Source organism: Pedobacter zeaxanthinifaciens (genome assembly GCF_003313335.1).
Classification (GTDB): domain Bacteria; phylum Bacteroidota; class Bacteroidia; order Sphingobacteriales; family Sphingobacteriaceae; genus Pedobacter; species Pedobacter zeaxanthinifaciens.
Genome location: NZ_QMHP01000006.1, coordinates 54,558 through 70,045, shown reverse-complemented (window position 1 = coordinate 70,045; position 15,488 = coordinate 54,558). Strand labels below are relative to the sequence as shown.

13 protein-coding genes are annotated in these 15,488 nt (G+C 38.6%); 6 read left to right on the top strand and 7 right to left on the bottom strand.

Going from position 1 to position 15,488, the window contains the following annotated elements; genetic code table 11:
* Positions 1–122: 122 nt before the first annotated feature.
* From DUT68_RS10635 to DUT68_RS10625, 3 genes are all read right to left on the bottom strand, one after another.
* Positions 123–1,565 (bottom strand): serine hydrolase domain-containing protein, encoded by a 1,443-nt coding sequence (locus DUT68_RS10635; protein WP_113638180.1) that lies wholly within the window; start codon positions 1,563–1,565, stop codon positions 123–125.
* A gap of 197 nt (positions 1,566–1,762) precedes the next feature.
* Positions 1,763–2,191: an rRNA maturation RNase YbeY gene (gene ybeY / locus DUT68_RS10630; protein WP_113638179.1), complete on the bottom strand. Its 429-nt coding sequence runs from the start codon at positions 2,189–2,191 to the stop codon at positions 1,763–1,765.
* A gap of 77 nt (positions 2,192–2,268) precedes the next feature.
* Entirely contained in the window at positions 2,269–5,586 is a 3,318-nt protein-coding gene (locus DUT68_RS10625) for a DUF4175 family protein (protein ID WP_113638178.1), read from the bottom strand.
* A 192-nt stretch (positions 5,587–5,778) separates the two neighbouring features.
* Between DUT68_RS10625 and DUT68_RS10620 the strand changes: the two genes are divergently transcribed.
* Complete coding sequence (locus DUT68_RS10620; protein WP_113638177.1) at positions 5,779–6,564, top strand: glycerophosphodiester phosphodiesterase; 786 nt, start codon at positions 5,779–5,781, stop codon at positions 6,562–6,564.
* A gap of 203 nt (positions 6,565–6,767) precedes the next feature.
* A complete protein-coding gene (locus DUT68_RS10615) occupies positions 6,768–7,589 on the top strand; it encodes an alpha/beta fold hydrolase (RefSeq protein ID WP_113638176.1) in 822 nt (273 codons plus the stop codon).
* A gap of 87 nt (positions 7,590–7,676) precedes the next feature.
* Here DUT68_RS10615 and DUT68_RS10610 read toward each other — a convergent pair whose 3' ends face one another.
* From DUT68_RS10610 to DUT68_RS10595, 4 genes are all read right to left on the bottom strand, one after another.
* On the bottom strand, positions 7,677–7,868 hold the full coding sequence (locus DUT68_RS10610) for a cold-shock protein (protein ID WP_113638175.1): 192 nt from the start codon (positions 7,866–7,868) through the stop codon (positions 7,677–7,679).
* A gap of 87 nt (positions 7,869–7,955) precedes the next feature.
* On the bottom strand, positions 7,956–8,891 hold the full coding sequence (locus tag DUT68_RS10605) for a hypothetical protein (protein WP_113638174.1): 936 nt from the start codon (positions 8,889–8,891) through the stop codon (positions 7,956–7,958).
* Between the two features lie 20 nt (positions 8,892–8,911).
* Positions 8,912–9,778 (bottom strand): phosphodiester glycosidase family protein, encoded by an 867-nt coding sequence (locus tag DUT68_RS10600; RefSeq protein ID WP_113638173.1) that lies wholly within the window; start codon positions 9,776–9,778, stop codon positions 8,912–8,914.
* Positions 9,779–9,783: 5 nt separating this feature from the next.
* Complete coding sequence (locus DUT68_RS10595) at positions 9,784–11,016, bottom strand: aspartyl protease family protein (RefSeq protein WP_113638172.1); 1,233 nt, start codon at positions 11,014–11,016, stop codon at positions 9,784–9,786.
* Positions 11,017–11,111: 95 nt separating this feature from the next.
* Between DUT68_RS10595 and DUT68_RS10590 the strand changes: the two genes are divergently transcribed.
* From DUT68_RS10590 to DUT68_RS10575, 4 genes are all read left to right on the top strand, one after another.
* Positions 11,112–12,437: a D-alanyl-D-alanine carboxypeptidase gene (locus tag DUT68_RS10590; RefSeq protein ID WP_113638171.1), complete on the top strand. Its 1,326-nt coding sequence runs from the start codon at positions 11,112–11,114 to the stop codon at positions 12,435–12,437.
* Positions 12,438–12,566: 129 nt separating this feature from the next.
* Positions 12,567–13,364, top strand: coding sequence for an alpha/beta hydrolase (locus tag DUT68_RS10585; RefSeq protein ID WP_113638170.1), 798 nt, complete (start codon positions 12,567–12,569; stop codon positions 13,362–13,364).
* Between the two features lie 20 nt (positions 13,365–13,384).
* Positions 13,385–14,428, top strand: coding sequence for a glycosyl hydrolase family 18 protein (locus tag DUT68_RS10580; protein WP_113638169.1), 1,044 nt, complete (start codon positions 13,385–13,387; stop codon positions 14,426–14,428).
* Positions 14,428–15,477, top strand: coding sequence for an aminotransferase class I/II-fold pyridoxal phosphate-dependent enzyme (locus DUT68_RS10575; RefSeq protein WP_113638168.1), 1,050 nt, complete (start codon positions 14,428–14,430; stop codon positions 15,475–15,477). The genes DUT68_RS10580 and DUT68_RS10575 overlap by 1 nt, the downstream gene beginning before the upstream one ends.
* Positions 15,478–15,488 lie beyond the last annotated feature (11 nt).

Genomic DNA, 15,488 nt, shown 5'->3' with positions numbered 1-15,488 from the left:
AGTTGCGCTTCGACCAACGCCATTTATTTTTCGACCAACGGACGCTTATTTTTTCGGGGATAGCCAAAAAAAATAGGCGAAATATTAAATCTCGCCTATTGGTTGCTTGTTATAATTTGTCATTACAAGCGAAGCTCTTTTGCTTTTGCCATTATATTGTTGGTAAGCACAATTAACTCCGTGTCGAAATTGCTGTTCTCGCTACGCGAATTCAATAGAATAGCAGCGCTATATTCTGTACCGTAAATCCAAAAGGTAGCAGTGCCTATTAAATTGCCACCGTGGTAAAATCCTTCGAAAAGTGAATGCCCAGTGCGCCATCCCAAGGTGTAGTTGGCAATGGTTGATTTAGTAAACATCATCGTTCTGGTGGCGTAATCTAGGATATCTGGCCTAGTAGTTCCGCCATCAACCGAATATAGTACTTTAAACAGATTATCTGTATTGATGGAAATGCCCCCTGCGGCTTTATATACTTCAATATCATTGCCGTAAGCTGTGGAGCTTCCCTGAGGATAACAAACAGCTTCCTTAACTCGCCTACTTGCAGGAGAGGACGATGCTAAATTGACGGTAATGCCGCCAGTGCCGTAAAGTTCTTTAATGTAACTGATATAATCTTTTCCAGAAACAACCTCAATGATGCGACCCAAAACGCCGTAGCCCATGTTGTAGTAGCTGTAGGTAGTGCCAGGTTCATTTTGAGCGGAGTTGAGCATGCTTTGGATTTTTTGATCTAAGGTGGTACCGGCACTGGCGCTAAACATTGGATCGCCGGTGTAGCCTGCGGTATGTTCAAGCAAATGCCTAACGGTTACCTTTGCCGATTTTGGGCCTACTGTTGGAAAGCTGGCTTTTAAAATCCCAGTGGTACCAAAAACTAAATCGTTAAGGCCAATTTTACCCGCCTGTATAAGCGACATAATTGCAATGGCAGTATGTTGTTTGCTCATTGAAGCCAACCTAAACTCATAGTCGGCTGTAGCACGCTCATTTCCTTCAATGCTGGCAAAACCGCTGGCATTTTTGTAAACTACGCTTTCGGCACTATTTTTACCAATAGCATAAGAGGCCGCCGGAATATTATATTTTTCGATGAAAGGATAAATCATGGCATCAATATCCTTGATTCCGGTTTGTGCTAAAATGGTGAAATTTGCGCTAGTGCCATCTTCAGCGGTAACTACGACTGGAAGCGTTTTGCTTAAGTCGAGTGTACCTGAATTATTAACGAGTGTATTTCCATCCACTTTGATACTGGCTTTTGCCGATAGGTTGAAGTTTACTTTAACGCCGGTTAGGGTAGATCCCAATGGAAGTGTGATGTAGATTTTAGAGGTAGATTTGTATATGTAACCATCACCGTTAATGTTTGCATTTTCAGATTTGAGAATGGTGATCCCTGTGATTTCCTTAGCGCTTGAGTTAGTTGCAGGATTGGTAGTGGGAGGGTTGTTGCCAGGAGTTGGATCGTCCTTTTTGGAACAGGAAGCCAGCAGGGAAATAAAGAGCGCAAAAGCCAAATAAGTTTTAACACCTTCACGTAGCGTAAAAATTTTCTTCATTCTTAAAATAGTGGTTTTAGTTTAGTAGTTTTCATAAAAGCGGCACTAAAGCGCAACTAATATTTTGAAAATCAAGCTATTTTAAGAATAAAACCGCAAAAAACATAATTTTAATGCAATAATCAGATAAGTTTCTGTAACGCTTACAGGCCTCTATTTAGTAGAGATTAGAGATTTTTCGTTTATAACTAAAATGTTTAGGCTTTATTGCGTTTTTCTAAGTACAAGTCTTCTTTGGCGGTCATCTCAATTTTATCCTTCTTAGATTTATCTTTATAGCCTAGTAGGTGCAGCGTTCCATGTATCATTATACGACAGAGCTCATCAAAGGTAGTGGCGCCATTTTGCTTGGCATTATCCCTAACCCTATCAATGCTGATAAAAATATCTCCCAAAATCGTTTTAAGCTCTTCTGAGTTATCAAAAGTGATTACATCGGTATAGTAGTCATGTTCCAAAAAATCTTGGTTTATACGCAGCAAATAATCGTCTGAACAAAAAATAAAGTTCAGTTCCGCTAATTGATAGCCTTCAGCCAGAATAGTTTCGCTGATCCATTTTTTAACAGCGTTTTTGCCTTTAAGCGTATAATTGGTGTCTTCGGTGAAGAAATTGATTTTTGGCATTGATATAAATTGAAATGCAAAAGTAATAAGATTGACCGCAAAGGCACTAAGAACACCAAAACTTAAGCTCTAAAATTTCACTTATTTTTATCAGCATTTAGCAACCTAAAGTATTCTGCCACTTTATTTTTGTAGTAATAATTGAGGTTAGGCGGAAGTTTTTTAATCAGCTCGGTTTCGCTTTGCATGCTCTTATTAAATTTATCAAGCATTTGTTGGTACGATGGTGGAAATTGCTTTGCGGCATTGCTTTCTCGCTTTTCATCTTGCTCTTGTTCGCGTTGCGCTTTTTCTGCGTCCAACAGTTTTACCATTAAGTTTTTTTGTCGATTGATCGTTTCCTGAGTAATGCGTTTATTCACCAAATCCAACTCAGATTGTTTCATTTCCTGAATGGCCTGATTAAGATTTCCCAAAGGACCTTTTCCATTTTTGTTTTCGTCTTTATTAACTTTCTCCAGCGCTTCTCTTAGCATTTGCTGTTGTTGAGCCATTTTAGCAAATTCCTGACTCATTTGTCCCTTGGGTACTGTACCCATGTTGCCCTCACGTTCCATCTTTTCTTTGGCCTGTTGCATGTTTTTGTTCAGCTGCTCTTGCATTTGCTGCAACTGCTGCATGCTTTGTTTTTGCTTGCCCTTACCACTTTTTGCATTTTTCATGGCATTTTGTAACTGTTCCAATGCCTCATTAAGCATCAGTGCCAAGTTATTGAGGGAGGTCATTGCTATTTGTTGCGAACGATTAGCCTCACCCGTACGCCTATCTCCCAAAAATTCAATGGTTTTACCAATATTTAAGTTAATTTTTTCAACTTCGGTGTTTACCACGCTTTCAATTTGCGGCACACGTTTGCTTAGCGAAAATAGGCTATCAGCAATGGTTTTCATGTTATCCTTGATGATATTTTGCCTTTGTGCCTGCGCTACATAACTCGGATCAGAAGGGCTCATTTTGCGTAATGCCAGCATTACCTTTTCCTGTTCAAAGGAGGTGCTAAGCAAATTTTCCAACAGTTTGCGCAGTTCTTGTGCGTTCACTTTGTTTTCTTCCTCGGCGCCTTCCTGCTGCTGCTGTTGCATTTGCTGTGCTAATTGCTGCATTTGCTGGCCTGCTTGTTGTTGTTTGTCGGAAGCTTTTTGCCTGGCGTTTTGGTTAAGCTGCTCTTTACTTTCCTGCTGATTTTTTTCAATTTCCTTGGTTTCCTGTTCCGGATTTTTGTAATCGTTAGGTCTTTCGAGGGATTGATTTTTCTTATCCAGATCTTGTAATTCCTTTTTCAGGTCCTGAAAATCTTTATTCAGCTGTTCCTGCTTTTCTTTTAAGTCTTGTTGAGAAGTATTTTTGTCCTTGCTCTGTTGCGATAAATCTTTCTGCTGCTTAGCTAAATCATTTAAACGATCAATTTTGTTTTGCAGATTTTGTTCAAACTCCAGCTGTTTGTACAGCTCTAAAATACGGTCTAATTCGTTTTTTAACGACTTATTGTCCATTTGCATTTTCTGCAGTTCGTTGCGGGCTTGATCCTTATTGTTTTGGTCCATTAGCTGCTGTAGTTTTTGTAGCAGCTCTTTGGTTTTATCATCTAAAACGTTATTAAAAAGCTCATCAATTTTTTGCTGCTTTTCTTTAAGTTCTTCATTTAAAACGGCGTTTTCTTCCTTGTTAAAGTTGTTTTTTTTGTTTTGGTCCTTGATGTCTTTTACCGCATCTTCCAATTGTTTTTGTTTATCTAACAGCTGTTCTATTTGCTTCTTGTCTTCAAAGTCAAGTTGCTTTTTGTTAAGGAGATTTTCGCTCAGTTTCTTACTTTCTTTTTCAATGGTATTGGCCAATTTCATGGTTTGTTCCATTTTCTGTTTCAACGATTGACTTCCTTCGGCCAATTTTTTTGCGATTTCCTGTTGTGTAGGCGCTTGATAGGTTTTTGTTTCTGAGCGAGTAACTTTTGCGCCGTTTACGCCGTCATTATCGGCCACTTCAAAAAAATACTCGATTATTTGACCCGGCTTGGCGGCAATTTCATCGATACTCCACAAATAAAAAAAGTTATTTTCTGTTTGCTGAGGTTTAATGGTGATGGATTTTGCACCTTGCCCAACTAGCTTGTTATTTTCTTTGATCTGGTATTTAAATCGGAGCGCAGAAAAACCGTAATCATCATTAATTACTCCAGTGAAATATAAACTTTTAGTACTGATGCTATCTGCAGTTTCGGTTACATTAATAGAAGGAAATTGGTCCTTAATAACAGTAATTTGATGGTTTAAGGAATCACGTAGACTAACAAACTGATTTTTGGGTACAATTTGATAGCTGCCATTTTGTTTAACAACAGCGCTAAATTGAGCAGTATTGTCGTCCACTTTAAGCTCGTAGCTTTTTTGCTGTAAAATAAAAGTGATGGCGTTGCTATTTTCAGTTTTTAATACCCAGTTGATTTTGGTTCCTTCGGGCAGCAGCAAATCTCCAACATTGGCAACTGATTCGGCCTTTCTGTTTAAGTAAGCAGGATAAACCAAAGTTGCCTCAATGTTTAACAATGATGGGCGTGGTTTCACGTGGATGGTATGGCTTAACGAATTAAAGCCTCCGCCACTAAACTTAATCACTTTATCCTTTTGAATGTTCTTGAAGGTGTAAGTGAAGTGACTGATATCCTGCTTTTCCAAACGATAGCTATTTACTCCGTCTTCCAAATAAATATCTTGCGGAAATTCATCGCCAGTGAGCTTTAGCTTGATGGTCAAATCATCGCCCTGCGTAACATTTAAATTGCTATTTTCCACTACAAATTGAAAAGGAGCCGTAGGCAAAACCTCTTCGTTATAGCGCACAAAACTGCTAGTACCTTCCCTTAAAATGGCCGGCGAAATAATAGCAATGACTAAGATAATGAGCAGCGGAAAGGCAATGTATTTGATATACTTTTTGTTGTCGCCCAGTTTAATGGCGGTGCTAAACGGAATGGGTTTCAGCTCGGCAATTTTCTGATCTATTCCTGCTAAAATTAATGCACTGTTTTGCGGCGAACTATCTGCAAGCTGTTTCAGCTGCAAAGTATTTAGTAACCTATCCTTAACGTTAAAGAAATGATTGCCGATTAAGTTTGAAGCGGTTTCTATACTGATTGTTTTGCTTAAGTTGAAGTAGGAAAGCGCCGGATTAACTATCCAAAAGGTAACGGCTAAAAAGGAAACTATAATAAACGAGTAAAATAAAAGTGTTTTGGTAGATACACTGGGATAGCTGTAAAAAACCAACAGAAAAAGGCACAAATACAAACTCAAAATTAAGGATGCGGCATAAATGCTGCCCCTTAAAAGCTTGTTCAGATAAAATTTGCGAGTAAACTCGTTGATCTTATCAATCAATAAATTGTAGTTGTTGCCCATTGTAACTTAAACGACAATAAAGGTAAAAAATGTGCGTGTAATTGTAAAGCGGTTTATTTTTAGATCAAAAAGTTTCGATTTGTTTTGAAACAATAGTATTATGCTTTAATTTAGAAACAAAATATAATCAATAAAAACCAAAGGAAATTGTAAATGCGGTGCAAGAGCATCCAAAAATTAATTGAACACACAATGACTAAGAGAATTTTTTTAAGCATATTAGCTTTAATGATTACAGGCACAGTAATGGCGCAAAAAGCAATTAAATCGTGGAATAAAAATTTGGTAATTGCACATCGTGGAGCTTGGAAAACACAAAATTTGCCCGAAAACTCCATTGCATCGTTGAAAGAGGCAATTAGACTAGGCTGCTATGGCAGTGAGTTTGATGTGCATTTAACATCAGATGGAGTGGCGGTAGTGAACCATAACCCTGATTTTTTAGGGAAAGATATTGCCACAAGCACTTACCAGGAATTGGTTGATTATAAGAAACTGAGCAATGGGGAAAGCATCCCGACTTTAGAGGAATATCTAAAAACCGGCATGAAGCAAAAAAAAACCAAATTGATTTTGGAAATTAAGCCGCAGAAAACCCAAGAGCAGGAAACCGCTTTAGTAAAAAAAGTACTTGAAATAGTGAACCAGTTAAAAGCTGCTCCTTGGATTGAATACATTAGCTTTAGCCACTACATCAGTAAATATGTAATTGATAATGTGCCGGGAGCAAGGGTTTCTTATTTGAATGGTGAAATTGAACCTGCAAAATTAAAGGCAGAAGGTTTTTACGGCTTAGATTACAACCAGAATGTTTATAAAAAGAACCCAGATTGGATTCAGCAATCAAAAGATTTAGGTTTGGTAATTAACGTTTGGACGGTAAATACCGATAAGGACATGGATAGGCTGCTGGAACAAAAAGTAGACTACATTACGACCAACGAACCAGAATTGCTTCTTACAAAAATCAAAAAGTAAAAAGCAAATGCTTAATAAAAGAACCCCTTACTTTAATTAGTGAGGGGTTTTTTGTGCAATAACTTTAATCTTGTGAGCGAATTTTCAGTTTACCACTTAGCAACAATTTTCTTATCCTACATCAACAATCCAAACAAAAACGTGCCATAAGTTTGTTGTATAAATCAATCATACATATTTATACACCTAAAACACTAAAAATTATGAGCACACTTAAATTAAAAGACGGAACTGAAATCTATTATAAAGATTGGGGAAAAGGCCAACCGGTATTTTTTCATCATGGCTGGCCATTGTCAAGCGATGATTGGGACGCCCAAATGTTATTCTTTTTAGAGAAAGGTTACCGCGTCATAGCTCACGATAGGAGAGGTCATGGACGCTCGGAGCAAACACCATACGGACATAACATGGATACTTACGCTGCGGATGTAGCTGAAATTGTAACCGCTTTGGATTTAAAAGATGTTATCCATGTAGGGCACTCCACTGGCGGTGGCGAGGTAATTAGGTATGTTGCTAAGCATGGAAAAGATCGGGTGGCTAAAGCTGTTTTAGTAAGTGCCGTAACCCCAATTATGGTGAAAACAGAAAGTAACCCTGACGGCGTTCCGATGTCGGTGTTTGATGATATTAGAAATAATACAGCCCATCATAGACAGCAATTTTATATTGACTTAACGCTACCGTTTTACGGTTACAACAGAGAAGGCGCAAAAGTATCAGAAGGAATACAAAGAAATTGGTGGAGACAAGGAATGAACGGCTCCATCAAAGCACATTACGATTGTATCAAAGCATTTTCAGAAACTGATTTTACAGAAGATTTAAAAAGCGTTACAGTTCCTGTACTGGTACTACACGGTGAGGATGATCAAATTGTGCCGTTTGAAACTACAGGAAAAGTAGCCGTAACCTTATTGCAAAACGGTAAATTGATTTCGTATCCTGGCTTTCCACATGGTATGCCAACTACGGAGGCAGATACCATCAACAAAGATTTATTAGCATTTTTTGAAAGCTAAACGGACATAAAAACTTTCTCAAAAATTGTCTTAAAATAAAAAAGTCCCGCACACAGTGCGGGACTTTTTTGGTAAATATGATAATAATTAAATTACTTTCACATTAACGGCATTCAAGCCTTTTCTACCGTTTTCAACATCGTACTGAACTTTATCGTTTTCACGAATTTCGTCGATAAGGCCTGTTGAATGTACAAAGATTTCAGCATCGCCATTAGCAGGGATGATAAATCCAAAACCTTTAGTAACATTAAAGAATTTTACTGTTCCTTCTTGCATTATATTATGTATTAAAGTTTGCAAGGTACAGATTAAAATCTAAATACAAGCAAAAGTTGTGTTTTTTGGACAATTAATCAACAAGTGTTACTTATTGCCTGCCAGGCTAATGGTAATTTCGCTGGAGTGGGGTATGCCCAAAGTGGTGCCGGGCTTAATGATAAGCAGGTTTTTCAAATAAACATCGGCTATGCCTTGTAAAAGCTTTTTTCGGTAGGGCATATCTTCTTTCAAAACACCTTGAATCCTGTTTACATACAAATTGCCCTTAACATCAACAATTACTGAAAAGCGATACCTAAAATCTCGATATGATTTATTGATTTCTACCTTATACTCGGGATACATGTAAGCGAAAGATTTACGATGTGCGCCACTATCTGCATAGCCAATTAATTTCACTAAAACATTTTTACTGTTAGGTTTTAACTGTGCAATTTCGGTGGCGGCAAAAGCCGTATCCGGGTTTGATGGATGGCGGTAGGTAGCTGCAGATAGTTTCTTAATGAAAGCAGTATCTGCCTGTGTAGGTCTTTGCAGCTCGCCAACAGTTGTTTTAAGCACCTTCTCGATGTAATCTTTCGTATAATAGGTACAGTTCACGTCAGATACTTCACCTTTGGTTATCACACGGGCATCTACCTGTAAGCGTTGCAGCACCAAGCTATCTTTTGCAATTGTTTTTATCCTAAAAAACTCACGGGCAAAGTTATACACCCTGCCGTGGTCAAACTGAAGATAGAATGCCTCCATTCCTTGTTTTTCGGGGCTATAAGCTAACATCGTATCGGGTGCTTTGTACTCAATAATCCACGTTGGCGCAAGCATAAAACCATCTTTGTTAAAAGACAGGCCATTGCTGAACCTCCTTTTCACTTCGTAAAATCTTACGCCGTTTACGTCCCTAAAAGTTAGTCCTTCCTGTTCGGAGTTGCTTGTTTTTTCTGTTTTGTTAGCATTGTTGGAGCACGCATAAATGGCAACGGAAATCAATAGCAAAAATACTAGCTGCTTAAAACTCATATGATGGATAAAATGCAAATTTAAGGTTTGCTTTTGATATAAATGATGTTGGCTACTTTTCTTTGCCCTTCGTGATCCCATTTTTTGTTATCAGAAGGATGATTAACCACTCCATTGTCGCCATAAGCATTTACCCATAAGGTAGTGGAACCTCCGCCATCCAAATTGATAGCGCTGGTGCAGCCAAGCCATTTCATGATTTTGGTAAGTTCAAACAAGCTCATCCCTGCCGATTTTTCTTGTCGGCCATCTACAGTAAGTAAAATAACGGTGCCATTTGGTTTGATACCTAAAGCTGTACGTGGGTGCCTTGTTTTGTTAAAGGAGATTGAATCCAGCTTTTCAGTAACATTGTTCAATAGCAACAGCGGACCGCTTACCATTACGTTTTCATCTTTTAGGTTATTTTCCCAGGTGGCTGTGCCATCCCACTTTTTAATGCCTACTTTTTGTTGATTAATCACTACGGCAGCTTCCTGATGAAAGGTTCTTTTCTCATTTTTATCTAACCTGCTTTGGTTAACTAAGGTGTCGTTTACTTTTAGGAAGTCAACAGAGCCTCCATTTTTAATATCGAAAAATGTGCCATTTACCGCTGCAATAGCATTGTGTTTTTTCGCAAAATCCGAGGTAACAATCAGTTCTTTTTTATCGTAGCCGATATAGAAAACAGGTGCCTTGCCGCCGCTTTTAACTTCTAAATAACTGATGTATTGATTGGCTTTGAACAAAGTGCTATCTGCAAATTGATAAGTATATAATTTTGTTTTTTTGGTCACATTCGCTTTGTTCCATTTAGTTTTGGTAAAAGTGAGGGAATCGGTTTGTTGCGCAAATGATGGGATGCTAATTAATGATAGAAAAAAGACGCGTAAGAAAGTTTTCATGAGTGCTATATTCGTTTTTTAAGTTTTAATAACTTGATTTGAAATGATTTGTCTCGCCAAACTTCAACAACTACACTGTAGCCATTTTTTGCTTTAAATATGGCTGCTATTTCATCCATGGTGTAGTCGTCTACTTTTTTAAAGTTGATGCGAGTTAATTCATCTCCTTCCTTCAGCCCAATTAAATCAGCGGGCGATTGTGGCTCAATCCTGGTAATTACCGTTCTGGAAGGAGGGCCATGTTCTGAATAAAACTCAATGCCCGCCATGTCATGCTCAAAAGGCCTGCTAAATTTTTCATTTTTTTTGAGATAAATAGCCCCATTTTGATAGTCGTATATGGCATTAAAACGGCCTAAAATTTCGGCACCAACGTTAGCATTTCTGCCTTTTTTCAACGAGTCTACGTTATAATTCGGATAACTTGCCAACACATCTTTAAAATCAAACGAACCCAGCTTAAGGGATTTGATGCGCCCAATTTGTCCGTTTACACTACCGGTCAGTCCATTTCCTAAATTGGCTTTCAAAGTAAAATCGGGCTTTGGGAAAATGTTTCCATTAAGTGTTTCTAGTGAAATGGAATGACCAGCGCCACAATCTAACAGGGCCTGTAAATTAGCTTTTCCAAGGCCTTCTTGCTCAATTTGTAGGGAAACGTAAGGTTTATTGTCAATTAGCGTGAAAGGAATTTTTTCCCCTTTCAATTTTACTTTCTTTTCTGGAGAAATAATTTTCATTGTTCTGCTGGTATAGTTAATCTTCACAATAAAACTATTGAAAAAATTGTAGCCGATTAAGCCATACACTTTGCGCCCCACGTAGCCAGAAAGAGGAAGAATATCATCCTTTAAAAAGATGGTCGGAATATTGTCTGCATCAGTATCGCCAACACTTACGTTAGTTGTTCCCAAAAAAGCATCCACGCCTTCAAAATCCCCATAGCCACTAATTTTAATTGCCCTGGCGTAAGGCACTCTTAAGCTTTCCTTTAACGTAGGGTCAATAATAATCATGGGGTTTACGCCTGTATCTAAAATAAAATCAAAAGGTCCCTTTTCGTTAATGTAGATAGGAACTATGATAAGGTTTTTAACCAGGTCAAAATATAGCGTTTGCTGCTTGCGACCGTTGTTGAACTTAAATTGCTGCGCATAGCCGGAAAAAGAAAAGCAGACAAAAAACAGCAAAAAGCGGCATATTAATTTTAAGAATGTATGGTTTTTGCCGCTGTTCATCAAACTAAATTAATAAATTAGAGCACACAAACATTTAAATCGATAAAATTTTCGAAAACACAGCTTGCGAAATACCGCAACATTGAACTCCAATTATGATCAAAAATAGTGTTAAACACATTTTATTTGCAGCATTAGCTATTTCTTTTGGCGCATTAACATCCTGTAAAACCAACCAAATTATTTCTCGAAAAGTAGCTAAGCAATTTAAGCATAACGAAATGTTAAAGAAATATCAGGTTGGCTTTGCCTTGTATGATATGGAGAAGGAACAAATGTTGTATCAAAAAGATGCGGATAAATATTTTGTGCCAGCTTCGAATACGAAATTGTTCACTTTTTATACCGGATTGAAAACCTGCCCTGACTCGATTCCTTCGTTACGTTATGTGGAAAGAGGAGATTCACTGATTTTTTGGGGTACCGGAGATCCATCTTTGCTCCACTCTGTCTTAAAAGGAACCAAAGCCATCCAGTTGTTGAAACAGAGCAACAAAAAGCTGTTTTTTGCGAATAACAGGTTTACGGGGAATTTTTTTGGGAGAGGCTGGAGCTGGGACGATTACAACGAGTATTATCAGCCAGAAATTTCGGAAATGCCTTTGTTTGACAACGTAGTAAGCATTAATTATAAGGCTGGTGAGCTTGATATTGTACCTAAGGCACTAAAATCCTGCGTGATGCCCGATTCGGGAAGTAAAGCGAAAAGATTCGAAGTGCAGCGAGAGTTCTTAGCCAATAAGTTTTTTTATCCGCCGGTTAAACCCGATGCAAATTACGAACAGCAGGTGCCGTATAAAACCTCTACTGCACTTACCCTTACCTTATTGGCCGATACCCTAAAAAAGGAAGTCCAATTGATTAATTACCCAATGCCCGCTTCGGCAAAAAGGGTTTATAGCAGCAAAAGCGAAGATGTATTTAGGCAGTTGATGCTTCCTTCTGATAATTTTATTGCAGAACAACTGCTGTTGACTTATGGAGATCAGCTAGGCTTAGAAATGAACAGTACTAAAATTATTGCCGCTTTACAGGAGAAGTACTTAAATGATTTGCCCGATAAACCTAGATGGGTGGATGGATCTGGACTTTCGCGGGTGAATTTGTTTACGCCAAGGTCAATTATCAAGCTTTTGGAGTTGATATACAAAGAGGTGAACAATCAGCCGCGACTATTTAGCATGATGCCAGCTGGCGGTAAAGCGGGAACCTTGCGCAACGCCTATCCTAAAACTGACAGTCCCTTTGTTTTTGCAAAAACCGGCACCCTATCTGGAGTGCACAACCAAAGCGGCTACATTGTTACTAGCAAGGGAAAGTTATTGCTTTACTCGTTTATGAACAATAACTATGTAGAAACCACAGCCGACGTCAGAAAAGAGATGGTGAAAGTAGTAACTTTTATACATGACAACTTCTAGTTGTGGTGCTGTTTTTTGCAACAAGAAGCTATTTTTGATGTAAAACTCTGTTTTTTAGCGAAGTATGATTGCGGTTTCTTGCGTTTTTGAAAAACATTTATTAATATTACCCTTAAATTTGCTACAACCATGAGATTTAAGCTTTGCGCATTGATGCTTTTCTTCTGCCTACGTGTAGGTGCACAAGAGCAATTGGTTTATAACAGCAAGTTTTTAGCAAAGCCAGATACCGTTTGGGTGTTTAAACCAAAAAATAAAGCAGCCACAGAGGGCTTGCCGATGATATTTTTATTACATGGTTACAGTGGGAGCTATAAACAGTGGCATAGCATTATGGATGCGCAAAAATATGCCGATGATTATGGCTTTGTGATTGTTTGTCCTGATGGTTTGTACCAAAGCTGGTATATCAATAGTCCTGCTAAAAAAGATTGGCAATATGAGTCTTTCTTTTTTGACGAACTTTTTCCTGATATGCTGAAGAGGTTCAATCCTGATCAAAAGAAAGTGATGATCTCTGGTTTGAGCATGGGCGGCCACGGTGCGTTGTATTTGTTTATTAAACGGCCTGATTTGTTTTTAAGTGCAGGAAGTACCAGCGGAGGCGTACAACTTACTGATGCTTTTGGAAAATACGGCCTCGGCGATTTGTTGGGCAATCCTTCAAAAGAAGATGATATTTGGAAAAAATACTCCGTAATTAACAATATTGATAAGCTGGTGGCGGTTGATAAACCTTTTATTTTTGATTGTGGAGCTGGGGATTTTTTCTACCAATCTAACAATGAACTTAAACAGAAATGTGATCAATTGAAGCTTAAAGCTACCTATATTTCACAGCCTGGCGCTCATAACCGAGCTTATTGGGCTAAATCTATTAAACAGCAATTTGACTATTTTAATAAGCTCCTCATAGAAACTAAGTAACTTAAACTAAACCAGTAAAAATGAAGAAACAATTACTTTATTTGCTAGCAGGCGTATTCTTTTTAGCTTCTTGTAGCAAAAAAGACGATCCGGCTCCAACACCTACCCCAGAACCTACTCCAACGCCCTATGTAGCAGACAATAGTTTTAAAATTGTGGCTTACATGCCTAGCTATCAAGATCCAGGAACTATTTTGGACAATAAGTACAAAATGATTACCCACTTGTTTTATGCTTTTTTAAGTCCTTCAGCTGCGGCCGATGGCTCTTTACAATCGCTTCCTCAGTCGGGTAGGTTTGCAGCAGTTAAAGCAAAATGTAAAACATACAATGTGAAGTTTGGCATTTCTATTGGTCCAGGTGCTGCGGACATTAGTGAAAACACATTTTTGGTCATAGCTCAAACACCATCAGCAAGGGCAAACTTTGTGAAAAACATTGTAGCGTTTGCTAAAAACAACGATTTAGATGGTGTTGATATGGATTGGGAGTACCCACGCGACAATAATGGCGGATCACAAGCTTTCCATTCGCTAATGCAAGAGCTATCTACCGAATTGCATAAAATTGGCAAGTACTTAAGCGCAGCTGTTACACCTGCGGTTTACACATCAAGTAATAGGATGGCCATTTTACAGCAAACCTACCAGTATGTTGATTTCTTCAACATTATGCAGTATGATGGTGCAGGTTACGATAGCGCTGAGCCTTTGAACCATGCTTCGTACAAAATGACTGTAGCAAGTTTAGATTATTGGCTTGGTACAAGAGCATTGCCAAAAGAGAAAGCAATTTTGGGTATGCCTTGCTACGGAAAAAGCGCAACTGGTGGTGCATTGTCTTACAAAAGCATTGAAGTTGCTGCCGCTGGAAATGCAAACGTAAATGTGGCTACGGTAAATGGTGTGCAATATGGCTATAATGGTATTCCAACCATCAAGCAAAAAACACAATTGGCTAAAGAAAGAGCAAATGGTATTATGTTTTGGGAATTTGCTCAAGATACCAACAACGACAACTCGCTAATTAAGGCGGCAAATGATCAGTTAGGACGTTCGTACTAATGCAAAATGGTTTTTCTAAACTAGATCAGCCGCTGTCATCAAGCCTGTTACTAAACGGGCAAAAATATCTTTATTTTGGGGGTACTGCTTACTTGGGAATCCCCCAAAATAAAACCTTCCTAAACTTTTACCTAAAAGGAATTGAGCGTTACGGATTAAACAACGGAACCAGCAGGGGAAATAATGTACAATTAGGCATTTACGATGAAGCAGAAGCTTTCGTAGCGGATAGATTTGGCGCCGCCGCGGCCTTGATTACCTCCAGCGGATATCTTGCGGCGCAACTTACGGTATCAGCCTTAGCTAAACAACGTAAGGTAAGCTACGCCCCAGATACCCACCCAGCGTTGTGGATGGATGAAAATCCGATGCAACATCAAACATTTGAGCAATGGAGCAAGGCCATCGTTAGCGAAATTAACCAAAGCGAAAATGAGCATTGGTTGCTCCTCAGCAATTCGGTCAATAACCTCTTTCCAGAAATCTACAACTTCGATTTCATTCAGCAAATCCATCCATCAAAAAATGTGATTTTAATTATTGATGATTCCCATGGTGTTGGTTTGCTTAACGGAGGTAACAGTGTATTGAGTAGCATTCCGGCTACCGCTAACGTGGAAGTTGTGGTAGTGGCATCAATGGCCAAGGCCTTAGGGATAGATGCAGGCGTAGTATTTGGAAGTGCAAAGGCCGTAAACAGTTTGAAGTTGAGTAACGAATTTTACGGCGCTTCGCCACCAGCTGCAGCCGGATTGTATGCTTTTATACACGCACAAGAAGTGTATCAGCAAGCTTTTCAGCAACTTCAGGAAAATATCCAATTGTTTACACAGCAACTCAACAATTTAAGCAGCTGGGGCTATGTAAACCAGTTTCCTGTATTTTTAAGTAAAGAACCTGCCATTGAAAAGCGCTTAATGCAGGAAAAAATTCTAATTTCGTCTTTTCCATATCCAGATCAATATGGAGCGCCGCTAAACCGCGTTGTAATTTCCAGTTGGCATAGCAAAGCTGATATTTTGGAATTAACCAAGGCTTTAGAGGCTTAAACAAAATTTAA

What these genes read in the sequence shown, in the direction of transcription:
- DUT68_RS10585 (WP_113638170.1), top strand. Translation starts at nt 12,567, where the DNA reads ATGAGATTTAAGCTTTGCGCATTGATGCTTTTCTTCTGCCTACGTGTA.
- DUT68_RS10635 (WP_113638180.1), bottom strand. Translation starts at nt 1,565, where the DNA reads ATGAAGAAAATTTTTACGCTACGTGAAGGTGTTAAAACTTATTTGGCT.
- ybeY (WP_113638179.1), bottom strand. Translation starts at nt 2,191, where the DNA reads ATGCCAAAAATCAATTTCTTCACCGAAGACACCAATTATACGCTTAAA.
- DUT68_RS10605 (WP_113638174.1), bottom strand. Translation starts at nt 8,891, where the DNA reads ATGAGTTTTAAGCAGCTAGTATTTTTGCTATTGATTTCCGTTGCCATT.
- DUT68_RS10620 (WP_113638177.1), top strand. Translation starts at nt 5,779, where the DNA reads ATGACTAAGAGAATTTTTTTAAGCATATTAGCTTTAATGATTACAGGC.
- DUT68_RS10610 (WP_113638175.1), bottom strand. Translation starts at nt 7,868, where the DNA reads ATGCAAGAAGGAACAGTAAAATTCTTTAATGTTACTAAAGGTTTTGGA.
- DUT68_RS10590 (WP_113638171.1), top strand. Translation starts at nt 11,112, where the DNA reads ATGATCAAAAATAGTGTTAAACACATTTTATTTGCAGCATTAGCTATT.
- DUT68_RS10615 (WP_113638176.1), top strand. Translation starts at nt 6,768, where the DNA reads ATGAGCACACTTAAATTAAAAGACGGAACTGAAATCTATTATAAAGAT.
- DUT68_RS10600 (WP_113638173.1), bottom strand. Translation starts at nt 9,778, where the DNA reads ATGAAAACTTTCTTACGCGTCTTTTTTCTATCATTAATTAGCATCCCA.
- DUT68_RS10625 (WP_113638178.1), bottom strand. Translation starts at nt 5,586, where the DNA reads ATGGGCAACAACTACAATTTATTGATTGATAAGATCAACGAGTTTACT.
- DUT68_RS10575 (WP_113638168.1), top strand. Translation starts at nt 14,428, where the DNA reads ATGCAAAATGGTTTTTCTAAACTAGATCAGCCGCTGTCATCAAGCCTG.
- DUT68_RS10580 (WP_113638169.1), top strand. Translation starts at nt 13,385, where the DNA reads ATGAAGAAACAATTACTTTATTTGCTAGCAGGCGTATTCTTTTTAGCT.
- DUT68_RS10595 (WP_113638172.1), bottom strand. Translation starts at nt 11,016, where the DNA reads ATGAACAGCGGCAAAAACCATACATTCTTAAAATTAATATGCCGCTTT.